The 23,513-nt window shown below is 46.5% G+C and carries 21 protein-coding genes; 7 read left to right on the forward strand and 14 right to left on the reverse strand.

Going from position 1 to position 23,513, the window contains the following annotated elements:
• Nucleotides 1–121: 121 nt before the first annotated feature.
• The 8 genes from ACJJIQ_RS10975 to ACJJIQ_RS11010 form a co-directional block, all read right to left on the reverse strand.
• Nucleotides 122–469 carry a hypothetical protein gene (locus tag ACJJIQ_RS10975; protein ID WP_444942268.1) on the reverse strand — a complete coding sequence of 116 codons (348 nt, stop codon included), beginning with the start codon at nt 467–469 and terminating at the stop codon, nt 122–124.
• Between the two features lie 37 nt (nt 470–506).
• Nucleotides 507–1,799, reverse strand: coding sequence for a group II intron reverse transcriptase/maturase (gene ltrA / locus ACJJIQ_RS10980; RefSeq protein WP_445362219.1), 1,293 nt, complete (start codon nt 1,797–1,799; stop codon nt 507–509).
• Nucleotides 1,800–2,349: 550 nt separating this feature from the next.
• Nucleotides 2,350–2,826: a hypothetical protein gene (locus ACJJIQ_RS10985; protein ID WP_445364612.1), complete on the reverse strand. Its 477-nt coding sequence runs from the start codon at nt 2,824–2,826 to the stop codon at nt 2,350–2,352.
• Nucleotides 2,827–3,377: 551 nt separating this feature from the next.
• The gene (gene ltrA, locus ACJJIQ_RS10990) at nt 3,378–4,667 is read right to left on the reverse strand and encodes a group II intron reverse transcriptase/maturase (RefSeq protein ID WP_444925282.1); all 1,290 of its coding nucleotides are present in this window, start codon (nt 4,665–4,667) and stop codon (nt 3,378–3,380) included.
• Nucleotides 4,668–5,305: 638 nt separating this feature from the next.
• Nucleotides 5,306–5,698 carry a DUF5958 family protein gene (locus ACJJIQ_RS10995; protein WP_445364613.1) on the reverse strand — a complete coding sequence of 131 codons (393 nt, stop codon included), beginning with the start codon at nt 5,696–5,698 and terminating at the stop codon, nt 5,306–5,308.
• Between the two features lie 106 nt (nt 5,699–5,804).
• Nucleotides 5,805–6,059, reverse strand: coding sequence for a hypothetical protein (locus ACJJIQ_RS11000; protein ID WP_444907568.1), 255 nt, complete (start codon nt 6,057–6,059; stop codon nt 5,805–5,807).
• Between the two features lie 40 nt (nt 6,060–6,099).
• Nucleotides 6,100–6,945, reverse strand: a complete 846-nt coding sequence (locus ACJJIQ_RS11005; protein ID WP_445364809.1) for an IS3 family transposase — start codon at nt 6,943–6,945, stop codon at nt 6,100–6,102.
• An 8-nt stretch (nt 6,946–6,953) separates the two neighbouring features.
• Complete coding sequence (locus ACJJIQ_RS11010; protein ID WP_444926030.1) at nt 6,954–7,262, reverse strand: transposase; 309 nt, start codon at nt 7,260–7,262, stop codon at nt 6,954–6,956.
• A 754-nt stretch (nt 7,263–8,016) separates the two neighbouring features.
• On the opposite strand from ACJJIQ_RS11010, the gene ACJJIQ_RS11015 reads away from it, so the two are divergent.
• Entirely contained in the window at nt 8,017–8,958 is a 942-nt protein-coding gene (locus ACJJIQ_RS11015; protein ID WP_413662913.1) for an IS110 family RNA-guided transposase, read from the forward strand.
• 35 nt (nt 8,959–8,993) lie between these two features.
• Here ACJJIQ_RS11015 and ACJJIQ_RS11020 read toward each other — a convergent pair whose 3' ends face one another.
• Together ACJJIQ_RS11020 and ACJJIQ_RS11025 are read right to left on the reverse strand one after the other, a co-directional pair.
• Nucleotides 8,994–9,512 carry a hypothetical protein gene (locus ACJJIQ_RS11020; RefSeq protein WP_445364614.1) on the reverse strand — a complete coding sequence of 173 codons (519 nt, stop codon included), beginning with the start codon at nt 9,510–9,512 and terminating at the stop codon, nt 8,994–8,996.
• A gap of 490 nt (nt 9,513–10,002) precedes the next feature.
• On the reverse strand, nt 10,003–10,584 hold the full coding sequence (locus ACJJIQ_RS11025; protein WP_445364615.1) for an HAD family hydrolase: 582 nt from the start codon (nt 10,582–10,584) through the stop codon (nt 10,003–10,005).
• 180 nt (nt 10,585–10,764) lie between these two features.
• Between ACJJIQ_RS11025 and ACJJIQ_RS11030 the strand changes: the two genes are divergently transcribed.
• The gene (locus tag ACJJIQ_RS11030) at nt 10,765–12,147 is read left to right on the forward strand and encodes an amidase family protein (RefSeq protein WP_444913464.1); all 1,383 of its coding nucleotides are present in this window, start codon (nt 10,765–10,767) and stop codon (nt 12,145–12,147) included.
• A gap of 24 nt (nt 12,148–12,171) precedes the next feature.
• Here ACJJIQ_RS11030 and ACJJIQ_RS11035 read toward each other — a convergent pair whose 3' ends face one another.
• The 4 genes from ACJJIQ_RS11035 to ACJJIQ_RS11050 form a co-directional block, all read right to left on the reverse strand.
• On the reverse strand, nt 12,172–13,041 hold the full coding sequence (locus ACJJIQ_RS11035; RefSeq protein ID WP_445364616.1) for an SMP-30/gluconolactonase/LRE family protein: 870 nt from the start codon (nt 13,039–13,041) through the stop codon (nt 12,172–12,174).
• 146 nt (nt 13,042–13,187) lie between these two features.
• Nucleotides 13,188–14,012: a transporter substrate-binding domain-containing protein gene (locus ACJJIQ_RS11040; RefSeq protein WP_282933242.1), complete on the reverse strand. Its 825-nt coding sequence runs from the start codon at nt 14,010–14,012 to the stop codon at nt 13,188–13,190.
• Between the two features lie 303 nt (nt 14,013–14,315).
• Nucleotides 14,316–15,446, reverse strand: a complete 1,131-nt coding sequence (locus ACJJIQ_RS11045) for a methyltransferase (RefSeq protein WP_445364617.1) — start codon at nt 15,444–15,446, stop codon at nt 14,316–14,318.
• A 74-nt stretch (nt 15,447–15,520) separates the two neighbouring features.
• Nucleotides 15,521–16,114 carry a TetR/AcrR family transcriptional regulator gene (locus ACJJIQ_RS11050; RefSeq protein ID WP_444894188.1) on the reverse strand — a complete coding sequence of 198 codons (594 nt, stop codon included), beginning with the start codon at nt 16,112–16,114 and terminating at the stop codon, nt 15,521–15,523.
• A gap of 548 nt (nt 16,115–16,662) precedes the next feature.
• On the opposite strand from ACJJIQ_RS11050, the gene ACJJIQ_RS11055 reads away from it, so the two are divergent.
• The 5 genes from ACJJIQ_RS11055 (at nt 16,663) to ACJJIQ_RS11075 (ending at nt 23,380) form a co-directional block, all read left to right on the forward strand.
• A complete protein-coding gene (locus ACJJIQ_RS11055; protein ID WP_445364618.1) occupies nt 16,663–18,894 on the forward strand; it encodes a pre-peptidase C-terminal domain-containing protein in 2,232 nt (743 codons plus the stop codon).
• A 149-nt stretch (nt 18,895–19,043) separates the two neighbouring features.
• Nucleotides 19,044–19,640, forward strand: coding sequence for a DUF4291 domain-containing protein (locus ACJJIQ_RS11060; protein ID WP_444935623.1), 597 nt, complete (start codon nt 19,044–19,046; stop codon nt 19,638–19,640).
• A gap of 678 nt (nt 19,641–20,318) precedes the next feature.
• The gene (gene csrA / locus ACJJIQ_RS11065) at nt 20,319–20,507 is read left to right on the forward strand and encodes a carbon storage regulator CsrA (protein ID WP_282933247.1); all 189 of its coding nucleotides are present in this window, start codon (nt 20,319–20,321) and stop codon (nt 20,505–20,507) included.
• Between the two features lie 261 nt (nt 20,508–20,768).
• Nucleotides 20,769–22,877, forward strand: a complete 2,109-nt coding sequence (locus ACJJIQ_RS11070; RefSeq protein ID WP_445364619.1) for a TonB-dependent receptor plug domain-containing protein — start codon at nt 20,769–20,771, stop codon at nt 22,875–22,877.
• Nucleotides 22,877–23,380, forward strand: coding sequence for a TlpA family protein disulfide reductase (locus ACJJIQ_RS11075; protein ID WP_445364620.1), 504 nt, complete (start codon nt 22,877–22,879; stop codon nt 23,378–23,380). The genes ACJJIQ_RS11070 and ACJJIQ_RS11075 overlap by 1 nt, the downstream gene beginning before the upstream one ends.
• Nucleotides 23,381–23,513: the final 133 nt, after the last annotated feature.

Genomic DNA, 23,513 nt, shown 5'->3' on the forward strand with positions numbered 1-23,513 from the left:
ACGTACAAACTGTAACTCATTGATTTTTATAATAAAACTGAAAAAACTTGTGTATAAAACTTAGCGCCCACGTAATAGGCGCGAGCTTGCGAGCGTCCTAAGTGACGCGCTTGTTAACTTTTTATCCCGTAAACCGCTCATTGGTTTGTGGATCATATAATAGGCACCCAAACTCTTTGCCAATATCTATGAATACGTTCATCCATTCTCCAGGCTCACCATAACAATCAATTCTTACATGCTGTGCACTTGAAGATACTTGAAAAGAGTTGCTTTCACCTTCCCAATCAAGAAATCCATTTCTTTCTTCAGTGCCAGGAAACTCTTGAATAATCCTTTTATAAAAGCTATCAATATCAATCTGACTAAGGCCGTTAACAGGTACGCCACCTGAGAGACTGCGATAAACCTCCAGAGGCTCTGCTTTAAAGCCTGCTGGTTCATTCCAGAAATTTAAGTCGTAGCTCATAGCTTTCTCGTAAAGTTAATCGGGATAGGGAGGCACCTCACGATGCCTCTCCTCCCACACCACCAGGCATACGGGTCACGTACCATGGCGGTTCAATTCTATTCCCCTTCCTATCTGCCAATTCCGGCAGCCCCAAGTTCCTAAAGTATCTATTTGGCAATGCTCTGTAAAGGGCTGGGCTTTTGCTTAGCCTCCATGGACCATGCGCTGATTTGGCCGTGTTCCACGCTAAAAAGCGATCAACTCCCAGCCTTCTTAATCGGCGGTAACCACTTCGACCCCATTGTTTCCATAAATAACATCGCAACTTCCGCCTTATCCACTTGTCCAGATCTTTCAGAGGGCTCAGTACTTCACTGATGTCAAAGTACGCTTTCCAACCAAGCAGGGACTTATTTAACTCTTCCATGATCTGAGTAAACTTGCGGCCTCGTGTTCGGCGGGTGATCATTCTGATCTTGGCTTTCAATTTATTCATCGATGATTCTGATACCTTTATCCGGGCATCTTTCTTCAGCAATCTAAATCCTAGAAAGCTCCGCTTCCAGAAATGATCCTCTGCACTCTTCTCAGTATTTACTGTGAGCTTCAGCTTACATTTGATGAAGTGCGTAAGGTTTGCTTTTATCCGTTCTGCAGACCGACGACTTCCCACCAGTATTTGAAAATCATCGGCATATCGTACAAAACTGAGTTGCCGCTTGTGCAGCTCCCAGTCCAGTTCATTAAGCACAATATTCGCTAGAAGCGGAGATAACGGCCCACCTTGCGGGACGCCTTTTGTTGTAGCTATTACCTTGCCATCGACTACCGTTGGCGCTTTTAGGTATCGGTTTATCAACCCCAGAACATCAGCCGGTATTCCACTTTGCTTCAGTGTTAGCATGAGCTTGTCATGATTCACTTCATCAAAGAAGGATTTCAAGTCCATATCGATCGTCCAGCGCTTTCCTTGCCGGACAAAGTTTTGAACCTGTCTAATCGCCTGGTGTGCCGATCGATTTGGTCTAAAACCAAAACTAAGAGCATGAAACTTCGGCTCCCATTGCTCATTGAGTATCTGTGCGATAGCTTGTTGGATCAACCTATCTTGCACAGTGGGTATACCCAATGGACGCAGGCCTCCATTGCCTTTTGGTATAAAGACGCGTTTCACCGGTTGAGGACGATAGCTACTACTTAACACCTTGTGTCGGGTAGCAATCCAAGTCTGCTTAAGATGTTCCGGCAATTGTTTTACCGTCATACCATCGAGACCTGGCGCACCCTGGTTACGAGAAACTTGTTGTAATGCTCGAAACAGATTATTCCTATCTAGAATTCGCTGCATTAAAAGAGATGGGAAATTGGACAATGTATGATTAAGTTTCCAGTTTGATGTTCACCCAGAAAAAAAATGTTTTTTTTCTGGCAACTAAGTTACTTGTCAGATGCAGTCATCAAGCTCTGCATTAATAATACTGTCCAGAATTGTTCAGGCCTTCAGTAGCACGAAATCTACCTACTATGCCTTCTGCTGACTTCTATGGATCGGTCAAAACCAATCTCTCAGTTTTCAGTTACTCCATTAACAACCCATAGACCTCCCAGGGTAAGACATTTAACTTTCTTCACGTAGATGCTGGATTTATAAAACGTAAGCCAATTGTGGATGGAGAGCTTTATGGTCACGTGCCCACTGGCTCCGCCTACGTCACACCTCATATCCAGTTCTTGTTCATCACCCCGTGAATTTGCGTTGGGCTTCCTCCAGCCAATACCTCGCGATATTAACCTTGCCCTTTCGCTAACCTTCGGCTCCACGAATACCTGGTAAGAGGACTTTCACCTCTCTAGTTAAATGCCATGCCTGGCACACACGCTTTTAGCTGGGGCGCAGTTTACTGCGTCCCTTGCCTAAACTTGTTAGGGGCGGTCAGCCAGAATGCTAATGCGCCCACGAGGCCGCACACCCCAAGAAAAAGCACTCCCTGCGTAAACTGAAGCCAGCCAGCTACTGTGGGCACACCATCTACCATTGTTTGCACACCGTTTACGGAAGCGCTTGTTTTAAGCTCAGGATACTTCAGAGGCCATGTGAAAATTGCCATTGGGATTGCAGCCAAAGAAAAACCAACAACCAAAGTCGACCACCAGCGAACCAACCGAAACTTACGCAAAAGAAAATAGGCAGGTAGCCCGAGTAACAACACAAATGCACCAGGCACAAAGAAGCAAATCACAGCAAAATTTCCTGTGCGAACCCAGATATATGGATCATCCACCTCAAATATCTGAAATTGCCCGTACAGATACCATATGACCATTAGTAAGGCAGGAGATGCCGCTGCTGATATGAACGCGAGCAATAGTTTCATAAGCTCCCTAACGCCTTTAGCATGGGCGGCCACTATGGAGCGAAGCGGAATAGTGGACGTCCAGCCCGGCGACTTTTTGCCGGGCGAGCATGCCTAAACTTGTTATGACTTTACTCGGTTTCATAGGTTTTAAGTGCGTCTTTGCACTTTGCCAAATTACAGTTGGTGCTAAGAATATACCTCAAAGTCTCTGCCCGCTCAGATAGCTTGGTGCTCGCTTCTGAAATATTTCCTGAATTTATTAGTGACTGAACTTCAGACAGATGTTGAAGCTGACTAATTGTATTATCTGATAATGTTTGCTCGACAATAGCACCTGACTCACGATCAATATGCTCGTTAATGGCAGCTAAGCCGAAGTACCCAATCATTGAAATGACAATACAGGATACTATGACTACCGAGATTCCTTTCATTTCTTTCTACGATCTCTCACGAGTTAGTAGTGGTAGGACAGCCGGTTACCCTAACTGCCCCCACGCAGATCCGGACGTGCGGAACTACCGCATCCGGCTCTTCAGTAATATATTCGCTCGTGTAAAGCACGAACCCTAATACCAGTCCACAAGTATACTGCGTTTGTATACTCGCGGTGGCTTTAGCCCAAAATATCCCAGCATTTCCTTTAGACCATTCCAGTTGTAACTCTTGCGCTGACTCCGCCGGTTGAGCCATTTGTGTATGCTGTGTAAAACATAGCTGTACAAACGGGACAAGCTTCGACTGTTGTCTGGTAGACCGAAGTAGTTCTGGAACCCCTGTAGCTTGCGCTTCAGTGTGGGCAGCCATTCTCTCAGACGCTCACTGCGCTTGGCTTTGATCCAGTGGTAGAGCGCTTCCATTGCGCCCTTCTGTTTCTGTGCGGCAGTCCGGCGCCTGAGCCTGGGGCGTTTGTTGACGTCCAAGCTCCAGTAGAACTCAAAACCCAGAAACTGGAACTGCCGTTTTCGGCCCGGATGGAAGCGGCTAAAGCGCTTCAGGTGCGTTTTCTCGGGGGCTAACTGCAGGCCAAACTTGTTCAGCCGTTGCGGTAGTACCCGGTAAAAGCGCTCTGCATCCGTTTTCAATTGGAAAGCCACTACATAATCATCGGCGTACCGGATTAGCATGGCTCTGCCACGCATACGCGGCTTAACTTTCTTCTCGAACCACAAATCCAGGACGTAGTGCAGATAGATGTTCGCCAGTACCGGACTGACCACACCTCCTTGCGGGGTGCCTGCTGCCGCTTTACTGAACTTACCATCTGGAGTTTGCACGCGTACTTTCAGCCACTGCTTAATCAGTGTCAGCAGGGCTTTGTCGTCGATACGAAGGGCTAGCATCCGCAGTAACCAGTCGTGATCCAGCTGATCAAAGAAGCCTTTAATATCGGCTTCAACGATGTAGCCGTAGCCTTTGAATTGCAGATTTAAGCCAAGACTGTGTACGGCTTGGTGGGCGCTTTTCCTGGGACGGTAACCGTAGCTGAAGGGCAGAAAATCCTGCTCCCAGATACTTTGCAGTAGCTGCGCTACGCTCTGCTGCACCAGTTTGTCTTCCACCGTAGGCAGCCCCAGTGGGCGCTGCTTGCCGTTGCCTTTGGGAATCAATACCCGCTTAATCGCCTGGGTGCGGTAGCGTTTGTCACACAGCCGTTGATGTAGGCATTGAATATTTTGCGGCAGTCTTTGCCGGTAAACTTCGGTAGTTACTCCGTCGATACCGGGGCGGGCCTGCTTATTGAGCTGGCCCCAGCTTTGATACAGCAGGTTGGAATTTAGCAGTCCGTATAAATTCTGAAACCTGTGTCTGGGGTGGCTCTGTGCTTTAAATGCGATGGCGTGCAAGGCGGTTGTCATAGTGTCTCCAGCCCTACTTTGTCCGGACTATGTTTCTGTTGCACACCGATATTACTGTCAGCCCCTTCGCCATGTAAGCGGCTTTCCCGCTCTCGGACTACTATGAGCTGATCCGACTTCCGAGTGGTCTTCGTTGGTTTCGCCATTAGGCTTAACGTCTCTACCTGCTCCTTCAGGAACCTGCTCGGATCTCTCAAGTTCTCAATACTTCTCTTTCTACATGCCACGGCTTAATAACCCCGCCGATCCGCAACAACCTTACCATTACGGTTGCATTGCCTGGACTTCGATGGCGTTACACATCTCGTCAATCGGAGCTCACTTTATTATCGGAGCGATACCAGCACTTCAGGATCACGATAATCCCTATGGCCTATAGAATTCTCTGTGTACGCTTCACATAGTTTGTTCACAGTTGAAAAAAAAAGATAATTATATTTTCTTTCCCTTCTGTTCCGCCCTACGCGCAACACTCGATACAGGTGGCTGGTTAGGCCTTACCCGACAGGGACTTCCACCCTGCAAGAAGCATCAAGCTTAGCTTGACGCACTAACGCCGCAAACAGCGGCAGATTTGGAGCGGCGAAGCCGCGGAAAAGCTGTCCAGCCCACGAAGTGGGCGATGCTGCTTTGCTTTGTTATAGCTTTTCAAGGTTATGCCACCAATGATTGCACCCAGCCCTACAATCCGTAGTTCTTCTACGGCCATCAGCAATGGTAAATATCGCGAGCCAAAGCTTAAAGGCCTTGAGCCATTCATGGCTGGGCAGAGCTAGCACCTTTGCCCGTGCATTATTGAAATTGTTCTTCCGCATTATTACGCAGGGCGTATAGGACTCCTTTAAGCCGGACAACTTGATACCTTCTTCAATTTCAGACTCTCGTGGATGAGATTGATGAATGCATAAGTTCATATCCCGTAGAGCGTCATGCTGCGCCTCTTCAGGGAGGCCTTGAAACCACTCGATTCCTTGCTCTACAGGAATTTCACCTTGAGCGATTCTATTTATTGTGACTTCGTATCGTTCCATGCTCGATTAGCTATAACGCCCTGCACACGGGCGGCCGAAACAGAGCGAAGCGGCGTGTAGGACGTCCAGCCCGGCCTTTTTTGCCGGGCGTTCGTGCTGCTGCTTGTTATGTGTTTGATTTAGCGGCAATAACCTTACCTAAAACAACTAAGCCAGCCCCTAAAATTAATGTAGCCAATACATAGTTTTGGCCACCCTCTGTAGCTACAACTTTATAGTAAGTGTGACTATCCTCGCCGGTAAAGAAATTACTTATTGTTATCCAAAAATCTACCGGCAAGAAATTGCTCATAAAAGCCAACCCTGAATATGCAATAAATATCCAACCAAACCTTACAAACCACTTAGAGATCTTTTTCATGGATCACACTGGTCTTGCCCACAAAAAGTAGACACTCTAACTATGCGTATTTTCGCTCATACTCTGCTGGACTTACATAGCCCAATGCAGAGTGCCTACGAACCCTATTGTAGAAAATCTCAATGTATTCAAACACTGCAGATTTTGCTTGCTCTTCGCTTTCGAATGCTCTGGCATAGACCATCTCGACTTTTAGCCTGCTAAAGAATGATTCCATTGCCGCATTATCCCAACAGTTAGCCTGGCGACTCATACTCGGCTTGCACTTACTTTCAGACAAGAGATCCTGGTATTTCTGCGATCGATATTGCACACCCCTGTCGGAGTGAACTATTAGTCCAGGTTTTATTTGTCGTCGCTCTAGGGCCATTTTCAACGCTCGGTGTGTCAACTCATCGGTCATCTGGGAGTCAAATGCCCAACCTACAATACGTCGAGAGTACAGATCCATAACTACCGCGAGGTACAACCACCGCTCCAGAACCCAGATATACGTAATGTCACTGGTCCAGCGGCAATTTGGTCGATCCACATCGAAGCAACGCTTAAGTAGGTTGGCGGCGACATTGATATTCCTCTCTACTGGCTGACTATATCGAAAGCCTTTGCCGTTTCTCGCTTTAATATGCTCTTGTTGCATAAGCTTAGCGACGTAGTTCCGCGAGCATGACTCGCCTAATTCTTGAAGCTCGCAAGCGATTCTAGGCGCTCCATAACGACCTTTAAACTCAGAAAACGTCTCTCGGATTTTCTCGATTGTTCGTATCTTTCTAATCGTGCGAGCAGATGGCAACCGCCCCCGCCATCGATAATAACCCGATCTTGAGACTTCTAAACACCGACACATCAAGCTAACCGGGAATGACCCTACATGCTCTTGTATCAGCGCGTACTTTACTCTTGGTGGTTCGCAAAGTACGCAGCTGCCTTTTTTAGAAACTCAACCTCCTGACGAGCTTCATGCAGCTCCTTCTTGAGCTTGCGAACTTCAGCGCTTTCCTGTTTGGAATAGTCGACACCGTCTAAACTATTGAACTGCTTATCAGACAGTCGATTAAATTGACGACGCCAGTTGTAGATCTGCTGTGCGCTGACGCCTAGTTCTCTTGCCACAGAAGCCGTTGTTACTCCAGGCTTTTCCGCTCTCTTAACTGCTTCTCTACGGAACTCCTCCGTATACGCCTGAGTTCTTTTCTTACCCATGATACACCTCCGTGTTAGGCCTAAACCTAACTATACAGGGTGTCTACTAAACGTGGGTAAGTCTTACACATAACGCCGCTAGCAAGGGCAGCCGAAGCAACGCGTAGGCTGTCCAGCCCAGCCCCGCAGGGGTTGGGCGAGCTTGCCTAGCTTGGTTATGGTTGGCGCGCTCGGGACCGACTACTAGCACTTTGCCAGCCATAGTTTGGCTGGCCGCTGCCCAACATTTACGAGGAAAGAATACCGCACTTTCCCCAACCAATTCCTATCTTACCGGCACTCCACGAAATTGCAGCAGACTGCCCACCTCTACCACACTTGAGCAAATACCCTAGGAACGAAACTGCTTGAATAGCAACCAGTAAAAAGGGCTCAATATCGGCTGCAATTTAGTGGCACTAAAGCTTCAGTTACTACGAAAAATCAATAAAATCGACCGCCACAATAACGATTACAACAGGGGCGGCTGGAGCGAAGCGTAGGCCGTCTCGCGAAGGGCCAAAGGCCCATAGCAACCTGCTTGTACTTGTATGGTTGTTCTTGCCCGATTCTGATGTTGAAAATCCTTTTCGTTAACGGGTAAATTGAGACCCACCTTCGGCGGCCACCGAAGGCCTTGTTTATCACAGTTCGCTGCTTGGCTGGTTCGTAAAAGACCGATAACAAGTATGAACGTGATAAGCACTCACTAGGCATAACTCGGATAGTCATGTGGGCCTCGAGCCCGAATAGCAAGGCGGAGATAGCTTATCTTATGGAACCTCAAGAGATCAATGTCGGTATCGATACCAGCAGTAAACAACTCGATATTTATGTGAGACCTACTGGCCAGTTCTTTAGTGTTGCCAATGATAAAAATGGCATTAAAGATGCCATTAAACAACTACAACCTCTTAAACCTCAAAGAGTATTAATAGAGTCTACGGGAAGGCTCGAGTTAGAGTTTGTTTGCGCCGCCGACAAAGCCGGATTACCTATTGTTGTTTGCAATCCTTCGCAGATAAGGAGCTTCGCTAAATCCGCAGGGCGCCTCGCCAAAACTGACAAGCTAGATGCAATGGATATTGCACATTTTGGTGAGGCCATGAAGCCAGGGCTGTCGGTGCTAAAACCAGAAAAGCTTAGGGAGATCAGTGACTTACTGGCGGTAAGAAGTCAGTGTTTAGAGATGAGTACAATGCAAAAGAATCGGCTTCAGAGAATGCCGAAATCAGTACACAAACCTATACAGACCATTCTAAACACCATCAAGAAAGAGCTACAAGGTATCGACAAGCAACTGGATAAACTGGTTAACAGTGTGTCTGAGTGGCGGCAAAGGCGTGACCTATTGTTGAGTGCCAAAGGGGTCGGAAATGTATTGGCCTATACGTTAATGAGTGAACTTCCTGAGCTAGGACAATTGAACCGTAAAGAAATCGCTGCACTTGTCGGTATCGCCCCGATGAACCGTGATAGCGGCAACTTCCAGGGCAAACGATATATTCGAGGTGGAAGGCATCGCGTACGCACGGTTCTTTTTGTTTCCATCATGTCGGCCATACAACATCATCCCAAACTAAAGCCCATGTATAAGCGATTAGTCGACGCTGGCAAACCTAAAAAGGTTGCTCTGGTTGCCTGCATGAGAAAGCAGATTACGATCCTGAATACAATGGTGAAAAACAACACCTACTGGGATGAAAGTATGGCTTAATAACTTGACGAACAACCATAGTCACTTGTTATATTCTATTGCCAAAACTTCCACCAAGGTTTCTGATCTTCTTTAGTTTCGTGCAATTGCCTAGGTAGATATTCAGAGAAATAGCCTATGTAATATTCCACATTACGTTTGTCCGATTCTGAGGCGAGCCTTAGATTTAGCTCTTCAATAATTTCACGTATAATATCGACTGGCACATCGTAACATGTGAGACCGCACTCGGTGTCGAAAGACTGACCTTTTGCTTCAAAGAAACTATCCACATACTTGGCTTTAGACTGAGAAAGCAACAATGTACCAAGATCCGTTAAGGCTCCGGTAGCACCCCATATCTCTTTGGATAAATAAGCTTCAGCAAGCAAAATGTCTCTAACCAGCTCACTAGAGCCTAGCATCTCCTTATCTATAAGCTTCTTCGCCACATCATTTCTAAAATCGTAGTTGGCGTCTTCTAACTCTTCAGCATGCTTTCCATTCCAAGCAAATGAAATTTTTTCCAAATCACTTGGGGAGTAATTCTTTATGAAATCTTCAATACTTTGCACAATACTTCCTGGTGAATATAACATTTATATAGTAATCATTCTGACCACTATTATATTGACTACTATCTCATAATCAATCTACCGCCACCATTACAGTTTCTCTTTAGAAGTCAGCTAGTTACACTAAAATGGTACGATTAAACAAACTGCAAAAACGATCACTATGACTACTATCTCAATTTTACCCTACTCACGTAACCCCATAATTTATAAGAGTTTTTCACCGTTTTTCAACCGAACCCAGAAATAACACTCATCATGATCATATTTCACCGAGCTGGTACTTACTAACTGGCGCAAATTATAGTCTAACCAACATTCGAATGAACTTAGCCGTGAACTGTGAACAAGCTCCTAAAAATTAATATTTAGAAAGAGGGAGCAACTTGAGGGCAGGCATGTCTGGATAGCTTAAGTAGATTTTTAAGGCCAAGAAACTACCTCTACACAATAGTCTATTAGACCTCCAACCTTTCTTACTGCCAAAAATCTATTTTTGAATATTTAAACGTTCTATCACTTCCAACACCGAATCAAATCCCTTGGTATGAAACGCAGTCATACCCACCTTATTCGCCACCTCTACGTTTCTAGGGATATCATCCATATACACAACACTACTGGCTTCGACTTCCAGCTGCTCAAGCGCATGCTTGAAAAATGCTTCATCGGGCTTTGCCATACCTATAAGGTGGGAAGCGAATATTCTGCCAAAATAGTTATGTGCATTAAATTCATGAGTGATGCGTGGCCAGTGAAGTTCATTGGTATTTGTCAATGCGGCCACTTTGTAGTTTTTCTCTAGAGAACTGAGTAATTCAATTGCTCCTGGATAGAATCCAGCAAGCCAGTTTGTGAAATGATCGATAATAGTCTCTATCGATTCCTCTATTTCCAATTGAGATTTTAAAGCGTTTGCAAATTCTTCCGTGGTGATTTCTCCTCTCTCAAACTGCCTTACCGGACCGGAGATAATGACATCAGTCACAGGCGCTTTACCGGTTGGTAATGGACGGCCTTTTAGCTCTATTAGTACGCCGCCGAGATCAAACAGTAATACATCAATTTTCAAAACCCATAACCCTCATATTTTCAATGGCCAGAAACGCGCTGCTCACTCTTCACCATCAGATACGCCTCGGAGAGATCAAGGCTAGTGCTATCAAATTAGCCAATATCATTCTTATCGTCCTACTTTCTTTCTCACTATGATCTAAGATCCCAAGTACAATCAGAAGCTAGTAAGCAAACTATGACGACTTCCCTTCATGAGCTTGTGGAGATGGTGCTCGCAAGAAAGATTAGCGCAGTATCACTGATTGAAGAAGCTTGTGACAATGCAGTTGCTCATTCCGAACTCAATGCTTTTATCTGCCTCGATCGGCATGGCGCCCTTCAAAAAGCCAAATGCATTGACAGGGAATTGGCCTCCGGTAGCCACCGTAGGCCCCTTGCCGGTATCCCCATCGCTGTTAAAGACAATATCAATGTAAAGGGTATGCATACCACTGCTGGGACCCTTGGCATGAACTTTCTGCCGAAGTCCTCTGCCCCAGTGGTTGAGCGGCTAGAGGGATGTGGGGCCATAGTGGTTGGGAAGACCAATCTACATGAGCTCGCCTTTGGCGTAACCTCCAATAACGCTGCATTTGGTGCCGTAAGGAATCCGTGGGACATCGCTTGCTTCCCCGGCGGTTCATCGGGGGGCACCGCTGTTGCTGTAGCCGCGGGGATTGTGCCCGCTGGCCTCGGCACCGATACCGCCGGCTCCGTCAGATTACCGGCGGCGTTAACTGGTATTGTTGGCTTTCGCCCTTCAACTGGCAGCCTTAGCTGCCAAGGAGTCGTACCCTCTGTGCCAGCATTTGACACGATCGGCCCTATGGCTGTTAGTGTCGAAGATACCATCTATCTGTTTGAAGTGATGACAGGAGTCTCCGTACCCCAATGCAAGCCAATCAATCAGTTGCGCTTGGGGCTTGCCCATCCTCTATTTGACAACCTCTCACCTGGAGTAAGCCAGTCTTTCAGGGCTCTAATCAGTACCCTTATTGATGCCGGAGTAGACCTGGTAGAAGTAGACCTTTCACCAATAGTCAGCGCCGCTCTCGAAATCGGATTTCCCGTCGGGTTTCATCAGATGCGGACTGCCATGGGGCATTTTCTGGCGAATTATCAACCACAAACTCAACTAGAGGGTTTGGTAGCAATGATCAAAAGTGAGGATGTGAAAGAGGTCTATCAGGAATCAGTGCTCGGCCCTAAGGCGCCGCCAGACTCAGCTTATCAAGCGGCCTTAAAGAAATTGCCTGCTGTGCACGAGAGCTATTCGAAGATCATCCAGCAGCATCAACTGGACGCGATCGTATTTCCAACTGCGCCTATCGAAGCGCAACCCCTGGAAACATCCTCATATCAACTGGAGCTAAATGGACAGACACTCCCCACCCTGGACACACTGATATACAACAATGTCTCCGCACCAGTTACCGGTGCCCCGAGCATCAGCATCCCCATCGGGCCAAGTACCAATGGATTACCGGTGGGCCTGGAGATAGATGGGTTACCCGGAGCGGATTTGGCACTACTTGCCGTAGCTAGACAGATCGAACAGGCAATAACACTCCAAAAGTAAGAGGAACTATCCCCCCTCTTCCCCTCAGGGCATTGTCTTCCATATAGCGGTATTACTTGATGAGTAAATTGCTTTACCGTCAGTTGCTACGCTATACACGCCGCCGGGAACAGGGTAAAGATTAACCAGAGAGCCGTTCTCTCGATAGTGTCGCAGCCCGTCACCTGCCGCCACCCACAGATCATTTTTGGGGCCAGTAACAATAAAACCATCAGGAATCCCTACTGGTACCGACAACACCCATTGCTTCTCCTCCAATTTTTCCGGGGATGGCAAAGCGCTTACATAAATGTCTTTTGTTTTTTTGGGGTTGTAAGGATTCTTTCCATCGATAGCTGCAGTATCACCAATATAGATTTGGTTGCCTATTGGGGAGATTGCCAACCCATGAGGCATCATGTACTCCGCTGACAAGCGAATTAACTTTTTTGTTGAAGGATCAAAAGCGTAGACAGCTGGCGTTAACATTGGCTCAGGCTTGAAGCCTTGGTTGTAGCCGTAATCTGGATCGGTGAAGTAGATCCAGCCAGAGGCTGACTGTACAACTTTATTGGGTGAATTAAATGGCTTACCTTTATAGGCATCTACAAGCACTTCTCGTTGACCGTCTGAAAGGCTTATGCGGCTGATAGCGCCCGGGGTTGCTCCTTTCCCCTGCTCTGCAACCAATAAATATTCACCGTCATTGCTAAGCCACATGCTGTTTGCCATATTGCTTCGGTGCTTCCAGGTTACAACTTCGCCAGTAATAAAGTCGTAGTAACGGATCGCTATCTGTGGATTCTCAATCTCTAAATCTGGAACACTGGTGAAGTAGAGACGTTTCTGGGAGGGTACATAAACAAGCCCCTCATGTGCATCCGTTTCCACCAAGATCGAATGGGTAGCCTGCATCGGGGAATTCCCCAGTAGATAATTGCTGTAAGTAATAGCCAAGAAAAGGACTGAGCTGAAAAGCAAAGAAAAGAAGACACTGGGGGATTTAGTAGTCATATCGCCCCTAATTAGACTTTATCTGTACGGATAGTTCTGCGACTACTCTACTGTGAGCCGCTGAAGGTATCATCAGGGTCATTCTCTGAACCCACACTGGAAACGGCCTTATCCAGCATTCTATTGATCTCCCCACTCTCCTTTAGGCTTTCTAGAGCAGCATTTAGTCGCTCGAGCAGTTCCTTATTCCCTTTCTTAACACCGATACCAAAGGGCTTTGGCGGGAAGTCTCCACTAATATTCACCAGACGATATAAAGTCGGATAAGCTGATGCTTTACGCAAAAGTACCAGGTTGATAATGTCATTGGAGGCAGCATCAGCATTTCCACTTTGAACAGCCTCTAAGGTCGCTGAGCTTGTGGGCGCTACAACCAATCTGGCCCCCTCCAATGACGGTAGGACAGCACGCATTCTTTTCAGGGAAAGTGAGCCTTTAGTAACAGCAATTATCTTACCTTCCAGATCGATAAAACTCTCAATATCGCTATCTTTATGGACCAGTAAACCCTCCCCAGTGACGTAATAAGGAATCGAAAAGTCCACTTTTTCTTCGCGCTCTGGAGTGATGGTAAACTGGGATACCACCATATCCACTCTTCCGTCTTCAAGTGCCTTTATACGATCCTCATCCAGCACACGGGTTAGCCTTATATAGCCAGGGCCGCCAAATAACTTTTCCCCAATTGCCCTGACCAGGTCAGGCTCAAAGCCTTCTATAGCGCCAGAAGAGGGTTCTCTATACGCCAGCCCTGGAATATCATAAGTAACCCCAGCAACGAGCTCTCGATCCTCAAGATCAGCCCAAACATACCCCACATAAATAACCGATAAAACTAGCAAACTGCCTATTAGACGGGACACTAGATACATAGCTAAGATCCAGTAATTTCAAATATATTGGCTCAGAGCCCCCTAAGTAATTCTGTAATATCTACTGAGATACCAAAGACCGAAACCTTAGTCGACTAGCAGAAAGAGGCTATAGGTAAATATAGGCGTATATAAAACCAATACAGGTGATACTGCACTTTAAGCTACTACGGATATTGGCTTGCTGGCGTATCTATAGTTGATAAGCGGACTATTCGTGCCATCAATACAATAAGCGCAATGTTATTTCATTTTCACGATTAATAACATTGCGCTTGTTGACACCCACTTAGTGCTTAGCACCTAACCCTTTCTCTTTTTCAACACCATCAGTTTTGCAAAGGTACGTACGGAGATTGTCTCCACCAAGTAGAAAGGACTATCACTAAAGAGTTGGTTCCATTCGCTGTAAGTTCGCTCCCGCCCACGAGTTCCCATCAACATCTGCATGTCCATGGCAGCCAAATTAAGGTCTGCGCCCTTCTCAGGTAATACTGCGTCAACAATGGCGAGCGTAGCATTTTGCCCTTGCATGGCAGAGTAAATATTATTGAGGAGTCGCTTTGCCTTACTGTCATTCAGCAAGTGAAAAACGGCCGTACACAAGTAGATATCCTTATCACTATTAGCTACCGGCAGTCTATCGTTAATAATATCTGCTGGGAAGAAGTCCAATCGCTCTTCAACTGTATCACTCAGTGAGTTTTTCCAGTACTCTCTTGCCGTCCCCTCAACATTATTCCTGTCGACCACCATCGCCGTTATGTTTTTATATGAAGAGAGGACACTCGCACTTTTGCTGCCTTTTGCCCCACCCAAGTCAATAATTCTATCAAACCTGCTCCAATCAAAATCTTGTAAATACTGTAGCCCGGTAAGATTATCAACGGTATCCATAGCGTCCGAAAACAGCGTGCTAACAGATTGATGATCATTCATATAATCAAACATTTCCTGATCATAAACACCTTCAAAAGGCACACTCCCATCTTTAATATGGTCTTCAAACCCATTAAACCAGGGCTTGCTGAATTCTGGGGAGTTATGCATGAGCACCATACTTCTTACGCTGTTACTGGCATCACTGCGCAACACTTCAGAGTTTCGATTGTGCGAAAAGTGCCTTGCTTTTACCTCCTTAAAAATCCCCATTGCACACAACATCCTCATCAATCGATATAGATGCTCTTTATCTGCATTACAATCATTTGCCAGTTTTTCTACCGGAACGACTTCACCGTTAATATGATCAGCTATATTTAATCGGACAGCCGTATACAGACATCTAGACTGCCAAAATAGCGATCCAATTTGCATTACTCGAAATGGAGGCGGCATCAGAGCATTAGGAATATTACAAATACTATTAATCATATTAGAAGCGCGTTTAAAGACCCAATTTACGGCCCTATTTCTTTGCATTGACTGGGGCATAAGAACTCCTCAGAAATAACATCTGATTAAAAATAGATATAAGAGACCGGCCTCAACTTGCTGAGGCCTTATCGCTATAAGCTTTGCAAACCTGACTTCAGAAGTCGGCCATTAAACTCTGCAAGCTGTTTTAAGAAATCGGGGTCCATAACGTGCCCCATTTGCTCTTCCAGGACGGGTTTGGCCAACATCGGCAACATAGCCAAACTGACAAATGAAATCCTGAGCAAATCATACTTGGGGTCTTCAGATTCGGCTTCTTCACCTTTAATTTCAGCTAACCGCCGAGAACCCCTTTGACGCCCCCGCTCCAGGAGCTGCCGTATCACATTTTTCCCCGGCCCTTGATTAAGGGCCATGACTTTCAGGATCAGAGCCGGAAACTTGGGATTCTCTTGCATGGTGGAGTAGTAAAGGGCAAAGAAATCTCCAAAATCCCAATCGCCATCAAGGCTGAGTTGCTCTACGGCCTCGATCAATGGCAGAAGGGTTTGGCGGATCATATCTTCATAGAGGCCATCCTTGCTACCGAAGTAATATCGAATCATCGATACCGCCACTCCAGCCTTAGCAGCGATCTGGCGAGTTGTGACCCGGTGGTACTCATCGTTCAAAAAGCACTCTCGTGCCGCATCGATTAGCCGATTGGCAACATCCGACTCCTGCATAGGCCCGCTCCTTCCTATCTAGCTTGCAAGAGAGGCTAACAGGGTACCCTACTGCCTTCCAGGCTATTTGTTGTTCAATTTGAGGGGTTTGTACGACGGGTTGAGGTGGCCGTATATCCTCAAACTGGATACGACCCCACTCATTCATATGAAATTGTCTCGAAGATATTCGTAGTTTAGAGAAAGTGGGTTTGGATCTGGCACTATTTACCCAGCTAACAAAGCACCTGGGTGATCTCTAATATTCAGAACACAAGTATTGCTAATAACACCAAGATATACATTCGAAAATTGATAGTCATCCTCTACATTTTATCTCGTTCGTGAGTTCGCCCTTCCAGAAATGCCACGAATCAAATCTAGCATTCTGAATCAACTTAAAACCACCTATCGACCTCAAATCCAAACATCGGTATTCTCCCGCGCGGCGGCATATTCATCCTGATTTAACTTGTTGCCAGAGTTAATCAGGCATGCCTCCTACTCGACTATTTATGGATAAAAGTTTGGCAAAACTTTAAAAACATTTTCAAAGCAGGAACATGAAAATGAAACTATTTACCAGTACCGCACTGGGAATTTCAGCAACCCTAACTTTAACTTTTCAGTCTGCAATGGCATACAGCCAGGCTGTAGATATAACGATACCAAGTTACACCGGCAATGAGTTTGCTCAATTGGAAGAGCAACCCAAATCGAGCCAAGTCATTATTGATGGCAAACTATACCAGCTGACCGGAGATATGCTGGAGCCAGTTCAAGAGGATTCCGGTCAAGTTAGCATTATGTCCGCTGTTGAAATATCAGCGAATAAGTGGCCTGATGGAATCATATATTACGACTTTTACGATAGTGTCGCTGAAGAAAATCAACAGCGTTTTATCGACGCCACCAAAGTCTGGGAAGAAATTGCAGACTTACAATTTTTAAGACGCACTGATCAATCTGACTACGTTCACGTAAGAAACGGAACTGAAAACCGCTCCATGGTTGGAAAAACCGGCGGTGGGCAATTCTTCAGCATGAACAACTGGGATACCAAGTACATTATTGTCCATGAATTGGGCCATGTTATTGGTATGAGGCATGAACATCAGCGATCTGATCGTGATGAATATGTCGAAATCATTGAAGATAATATTAAACCCGAGTATGTCCACAATTTTGATATACGGCAAACCCACAACTACAGTAACTATGACTTCCTGTCTGTAATGCACTATCCATCACGTGCATTTTCGGTTAATGGGCAAGAGACTATTATCCCTAAATCGGGTTATGAGCACTTCAGCCGTATAATGGCCCAACGTATCGACTTGGGCGGCGGTGATCAGGTTGCAGCAGCATCCCACTATGGCGCGGTCAATATTAATATTCCTGACCCTGCATTCAAGTCATATTTGACTTCCTATTTCGACACAAACAACGATGGTGAGATTGACAGCCTGGAAGCAGCAAACATTGAAGAAATTCGCACTCCAGGCAACGGGGAAATCCAGTCACTGCAAGGTATTCACGTATTCCGATACTTAAAGCACTTAACCGCTGTTAATGAAAACCTCACAGAGTTACCCGAATTACCTAAACGTCTAGAAACATTAAATATTGCCGGCAACTACTTGGGCACTGCGCAATTCGAGTGGGTAATGGACCGACATTTCTTAACTGATATTGATGTTACGGACAATCTCCTCGATGTCTACTCCTGCGAAGCACTTGAGTTAATTGATTCTTATCTTAATGAAGGGAGCATTAGCTTCAGCCCCGCTAAAGGCGGTAACTCAATAGTTTGTGATGAGGAGGCAGAGCTAACTCTTATTCCATCAAAAACGCGAGAGAACTTAAGTAGCAAAGGCGAAAAAGTATTCCATATCGACGTGCCCGAAAATGCTCAAACCTTGACAGTTATTACTGACAATTCAGGCGATGAACTGGGCGGTGAAATGAATATGTATGTGGCCTATAATCGCCAACCTACCCCAGCCGATTTTGACTTCAGTTCTAAAAATAGCGGTAATATTGAAGATATTGAGATCACTTCGCCTGAAACCGGCCGCTGGTACATATTACTATCTCCTATCGAACGCTCCTTCGAGGGTGTAGATTTAACGGCAACGGTAACCCTGGCTGATCAGTCCGACAATATTCTGGTTAATCAGAAACCTGTCAGCGGTCTTAATGCCAGTGCAGGAGAGTCGTTGTTCTACACCATCACAGTACCGGAAAATGCCAGCGACCTTTCATTTGAGATGACCGGTGGTAGTGGCGATGCGGATCTCTATATTCGTTTTGCTAGCAGACCTACTGAGTCGGTCTATGATTATCGGCCCTATTTAGGCGGCAATGAGGAGTCCGTTGCTATAGCAAACCCAACTCCCGGGATCTGGCATGTCATGCTCCACGGCTATACAGACTTCGATCAAGTATCCCTGACCGGCTCTTTTACTGAATCATCTACTGATGAATTTATAATTCCCGGCGAAGTTATCTCTGACCTGAATGGCCATGCAGGAGATCAATTAGAGTTTAAGATTGAAGTTCCTGAAGGAGCGACCCAGCTTTCTGTAGCTACGGGTGCAGCGCTATTCAACTCCATTGGTGATGCAGATCTCTACATCAAGCACGGTGAACCCGCCACTGAGTCAAATGCCGACTACGCTTCTGAAAACTGGGGCAACTATGAATCCATAAATTTGAACGCTCCTCAATCGGGCACTTGGTATATTACTATCTATGGTTATACCGACTTTGAAAATGTTTGGATTAGTGCTGATTATTGAAGCATGAATAATTAACTAATAATTTGGTAGTAGAGCTTCGTTATATCATCGAACTCTACTACTCCTCCTCTTGAGGAGTAAATTTGCATAGAATTTTACTAATGACTTAACCACTTGTAACATTACAGTATGTATTTAGAGGTTAAGAAATGACTATCCCCACGCGCCAGATCCGCGCTAGCTTTAATAATCACACCATTCGCGTCTACCAAGCATACAACACAGCCATTGCAAATTCCGCCCTACAAAACAGAACCTTTGTATCCCCACCATTCAAAATGGAACGTATGACCTGGATTAAACCCTCTTTCCTATGGATGATGTACCGTTCGGGTTGGGGAGAAAAAGACAGCGGGCAAAACCGCATTCTGGCGATAGATATCACTAGAGAAGGATTTGAATGGGCCTTACAGAATAGCCTGCTTAGCCACCAAACCGATCAATACCAAACGAAAGAAGTATGGTTGGAAGCTAAGAGAACTACACCTGTCCGTATTCAATGGGACCCTGAACGGAGTTTAGATCTGGAACCCCTTCCTCACAGAGCTATTCAGATTGGGCTGTCGAATAAAGCTGTAATGCTTTACGTTAATGAATGGATTCAGAAAATTACTGATGTAACCGAAAGTGCCCACAGAATTCACCAACTAGTCAAAGCTAGAGAATTTGAGCAAGCGGAAAATCTTCTTCCCTCAGAGGTTGAGTACCCCTTAAGTATTTCATTAAAAGAAAGGTTGGAAATGTAAACCTGCATGGCCAATACCAACGTTAAGCCCCTGTGACACGTCCAAAAATCGCAAAGTCCGATGAAAATTTTGGTCAGCAAATGGGGCTCAATTGAACTGATGGTATTAGTTTTAAAAACCAATATAGAGAATGACAAGCAGCGTTATCCTTCCCCCCAGTAATACAACAAACCGCTGTAGACTTTTCAAACAAACACAAAAATATAGGCACTAAAATGATCTTATTGGATTTTATTAAGTTTGTTTTAGTGTCAAAGCTGCGTAAAATTGATGAATATTTATCGGAATTAGAGTCTTACTCAGCAGTTTTTTAAGGATTGTTGATTCAAGCAAATCCAAGACTCATTTCTTAGAGGAGAACAGTAGCGTGACGTAAAAGTAAGTAAAAGGCGCTGACCCAAGGTGCTACCAACACCAGGGGCCAGCTAACCAAATTGATAAATCACCTATCAAGATGGCTGTATGCATAGTACGCTAGAAACCCGCTCGTCTTCAATAAAGCTGAGCGCAATCAGAAGCTTGAAGCGATTGCCCAAGCTCTGGGAGCGTAGTGCCCGCCTTTTCTTCTTTTATGCTTACCGTTCTCGCGCTCCCCCCCTGCCCTTCCTGCAATCACGACTTTCTAAGCCTTCCGGTTTCGGAGCCAAAAAAATAGCTTGAAATTCAGTAGGAAAAAATATGTTGATCTTAAAGCGTCGGACTGGTGAAAACCTAAGAATTGGAACAGACATCTCACTCAAAGTGCTGGAGGTTAAGGGTAACCAAGTAAAGATCGGGATTCATGCCCCCAAATCCCTAGCAGTTCACCGCGAAGAAATTTATATACGTATTCAAAGGGAGCAGAAACTCAGTAACAGAAAACGCTGAGAATCAACTTCCCCTTAAATGAGGGCCCACAGCGGGCCTCAACCGCAATCTATCGGCCAAGGTTTTCCAACTCTTTCATGAGAGCAGCACACTAAGCCAACCCAAAGAAACTCATAGGCCCCTTGAGTGCCCCCTCCAAGTTAGAGCCCATACCTCCTGGCCCGCTAAATCCAAAGCCACTAAAACTACCACCTTTGCTCGCTTGCCGCGCAAATGCGAATCATTATCATATTCGGCAGTTTACTTGCTGGAAGTCCTCTCATGTTTCGCAAAACCCTGCTAGCTACTGCACTCGCAGCCGCAGTACCCGCCTCCCTCGCCAATGAAACTCCCTCAGATCAGCCCACGGTAATGGAGGAAACCGTAGTAGTCGGTGTGCGCCAGCGCCTCTATGAGCGCGGAGCCTTGCTGGATGCAATCCAGAAAACTGAGGTTGTTGATGAAAGTCTGATCAAATCCCTGCAGGCGGTTAACCTCACTGACGCCATTGAAAAGTCCCCCGGTGTTCGGGTTTCCAATGAGTGCTCCATGTGCGGGGTCAAACGAATAATGCTGAACGGCATGCGCGGTGAGCACTCCACCATCCTCACCGACGGCGTTCCTCTTCACACCATGATGGCTGGCTATTACGCAGTGGATGCACTGGCCACAACAGGTGTCTCTCGTATCGAAGTGGCCCGAGGTGCGGGAGCATCGCTGCTCGCACCCGAAGCAATCGGCGGAACCATCAATGTCATCTCCAAGGAAGTCGAGGAAACCGGCCTCAACATCAATGCCTCCATGGAGGACAACGACAGCTACTTTCTAGGCATGATGGGCGGCTATGTAAGCGATGATGAACGCACCCGTACATCGCTGGTCATTCAGGATGATAAGCACCACCAGATGGACAATGATGACAACGGAGTTAGCGAAGCACCGCTGCAAGAGAACGCCAGCTATGTAGTTCGCCTCTCCCATGACCTGGGTGAGCGGGACAACGTGGTACTGCGCACAGCCTATACCGACTCCAGTATTTTTGGCGGCCCTCAGGGATACAGCATTGGTTCCGTCCTACAAGGCTACGATGGTGTGGAATCTGACCACTTGTTTGTCGACGACGATGTGCGGCAGCAATACATTGGCAAACCCTGGGAAACCACCGAATGGATCTCCACCACTCGCAGTGAAATTTCCTCAAGTTGGCTCCACGAATTCAGCGAATCCTATAACACGCTGTTTACTGTCGCCTGGTCTGAGCACAAGCAGGACTCCTTCTACGAAGGGTTCGATTACACCGCTACAGACACACTCAACTACTTCGACCTGCGCAACAATTTGATCCTTAACGATCAGCACATGCTCACCTTTGGTGTCGATCTTCGTGATGAATCCATGCGTTCCGACTCTGTCGCAGGAGAGGAAAGCGATAATTACATCGAAGATAGTTTCGACTACCAAACTACCGGCCTCTACATACAGGACACCTGGACCGTTTCACCAGACCTCGAAGTGGCACTGGCCATACGCGTAGACAATGCCAAAGCCGACTTTGTCGCCGAGCAAAAACCCGGTACAGAGATCGATGAAACGGTGGTGGCCCCGCGTATAGACCTCCGCTATCTGCACGACGACCAGTGGACCTCCCGGGTAGCGCTGGGACGAGGATACCGAGCCCCCCTATCCTTTTTCGAAACAGATCACGGCATTCTTGATGCCGGTGATGGCTTTGCCATCGAGATCGAAAACCTTGAAAAATCTCTATCCGCAACTTATGCATTGAGCTTCGAGGGAGAGCGTCTCAACAGCACCCTGTCATTGGCATTTACCGAAGTCGATAACCTCGCAGCACTGAGCGAAACCGAGGATGGAGTACCACTGCTTACCCAGATGCAGGAAAGCGCCTCCGTAGGTGCTGCCGATATCACTCTCGGCTACGCGCTGACCGAAAATTTGACTATCGGTGGCACACTGGAGACCTATGATTACGACGATGTTTTCCGGGAATCTTTTGCCATTGCTCCAGTAGAGCAACGTGCACTATTCAATCTGGATTACAAAGCGGATTACTGGATGCTATATGCCAGCGCTACTTGGGTAGGCTCCCGGGACTTGGATGAATTTGGCTACGAAGGTTTCAATCAGTTGGGCGACTCCACGTTAAAAAGCACAAGCGCAGACGCCTATTGGACAGTAGATCTTAAATTAACCTTTGACGTCACTGAAAATCTGAGCCTGTATCTGGGCGGAAACAACCTGACAGATTACACCCAGGTTGAGGAAGGTGAGAGTCCTCTATTCTGGGATGCCAGTGGTGCCTACGACGTAGCCTATATCTACGGCCCGCTACGAGGGCGTGAATATTACCTGGGCTTCGACTGGAACCTGTAATGCGAACCTGGCTCGCACTAATCACACTTCTGTTCGCGCCTACTGGCGCGACAGAAGCTGCCATTTCCCTTTACGATTTTGAACTGCGCAGCCTCGCCGGCCCCGAGCGTATCAACCTGCAGCAATTCAAAGGGAAACCCAGCTTGATAGTACTGGTTGAACCGAACTGCCCCTGGTGCTTTCGCCAGGTTCGAACACTCAACCGGCTTGCTAGCGAGTGCTCCCAACAGTTTCAGCCCATCGCCCTGGGTATCAATGGCTCCCGAAAAGCCCTACTGACTGAATATCGAAAGCTACGCCCGGAATTCCCCATGCTTCAAGCAAGCACACAGCTTCAAAAAGTACTGGGCGAAACTCCCGGCACTCCATTCAGCTTCCTTATCGCCTCCAACGGAGAGCCGCTCAGCTGGCTAAGGGGCTATATTCCGGATAAGAAACTACAGCCGATTTTGGAGAGGAGCTTTGACTTCAAATGTGAAAGTGCTCCCAGGAAAGCCTCATAAATTAGAGAACTGAATACTAGGATTTTTGTTGAGATAGGAACCTTGCTAGATCTTAGGTACTTATAGATTGAAGATATAGGCAGTGATGCTGTGGATATCAGCTCACTTAGCTATTCACCCTAATTTAGAGCTG

Source organism: Microbulbifer maximicatervae (SeqCode), from assembly GCF_052468295.1.

What these genes read in the sequence shown, in the direction of transcription:
- ACJJIQ_RS10975 (WP_444942268.1), bottom strand. Translation starts at nt 469, where the DNA reads ATGAGCTACGACTTAAATTTCTGGAATGAACCAGCAGGCTTTAAAGCA.
- ltrA (WP_445362219.1), bottom strand. Translation starts at nt 1,799, where the DNA reads ATGCAGCGAATTCTAGATAGGAATAATCTGTTTCGAGCATTACAACAA.
- ACJJIQ_RS10985 (WP_445364612.1), bottom strand. Translation starts at nt 2,826, where the DNA reads ATGAAACTATTGCTCGCGTTCATATCAGCAGCGGCATCTCCTGCCTTA.
- ltrA (WP_444925282.1), bottom strand. Translation starts at nt 4,667, where the DNA reads ATGACAACCGCCTTGCACGCCATCGCATTTAAAGCACAGAGCCACCCC.
- ACJJIQ_RS10995 (WP_445364613.1), bottom strand. Translation starts at nt 5,698, where the DNA reads ATGGAACGATACGAAGTCACAATAAATAGAATCGCTCAAGGTGAAATT.
- ACJJIQ_RS11000 (WP_444907568.1), bottom strand. Translation starts at nt 6,059, where the DNA reads ATGAAAAAGATCTCTAAGTGGTTTGTAAGGTTTGGTTGGATATTTATT.
- ACJJIQ_RS11010 (WP_444926030.1), bottom strand. Translation starts at nt 7,262, where the DNA reads ATGGGTAAGAAAAGAACTCAGGCGTATACGGAGGAGTTCCGTAGAGAA.
- ACJJIQ_RS11015 (WP_413662913.1), top strand. Translation starts at nt 8,017, where the DNA reads ATGGAACCTCAAGAGATCAATGTCGGTATCGATACCAGCAGTAAACAA.
- ACJJIQ_RS11030 (WP_444913464.1), top strand. Translation starts at nt 10,765, where the DNA reads ATGACGACTTCCCTTCATGAGCTTGTGGAGATGGTGCTCGCAAGAAAG.
- ACJJIQ_RS11035 (WP_445364616.1), bottom strand. Translation starts at nt 13,041, where the DNA reads ATGCAGGCTACCCATTCGATCTTGGTGGAAACGGATGCACATGAGGGG.
- ACJJIQ_RS11040 (WP_282933242.1), bottom strand. Translation starts at nt 14,012, where the DNA reads ATGTATCTAGTGTCCCGTCTAATAGGCAGTTTGCTAGTTTTATCGGTT.
- ACJJIQ_RS11045 (WP_445364617.1), bottom strand. Translation starts at nt 15,446, where the DNA reads ATGCCCCAGTCAATGCAAAGAAATAGGGCCGTAAATTGGGTCTTTAAA.
- ACJJIQ_RS11050 (WP_444894188.1), bottom strand. Translation starts at nt 16,114, where the DNA reads ATGCAGGAGTCGGATGTTGCCAATCGGCTAATCGATGCGGCACGAGAG.
- ACJJIQ_RS11055 (WP_445364618.1), top strand. Translation starts at nt 16,663, where the DNA reads ATGAAACTATTTACCAGTACCGCACTGGGAATTTCAGCAACCCTAACT.
- ACJJIQ_RS11060 (WP_444935623.1), top strand. Translation starts at nt 19,044, where the DNA reads ATGACTATCCCCACGCGCCAGATCCGCGCTAGCTTTAATAATCACACC.
- csrA (WP_282933247.1), top strand. Translation starts at nt 20,319, where the DNA reads ATGTTGATCTTAAAGCGTCGGACTGGTGAAAACCTAAGAATTGGAACA.
- ACJJIQ_RS11070 (WP_445364619.1), top strand. Translation starts at nt 20,769, where the DNA reads ATGTTTCGCAAAACCCTGCTAGCTACTGCACTCGCAGCCGCAGTACCC.
- ACJJIQ_RS11075 (WP_445364620.1), top strand. Translation starts at nt 22,877, where the DNA reads ATGCGAACCTGGCTCGCACTAATCACACTTCTGTTCGCGCCTACTGGC.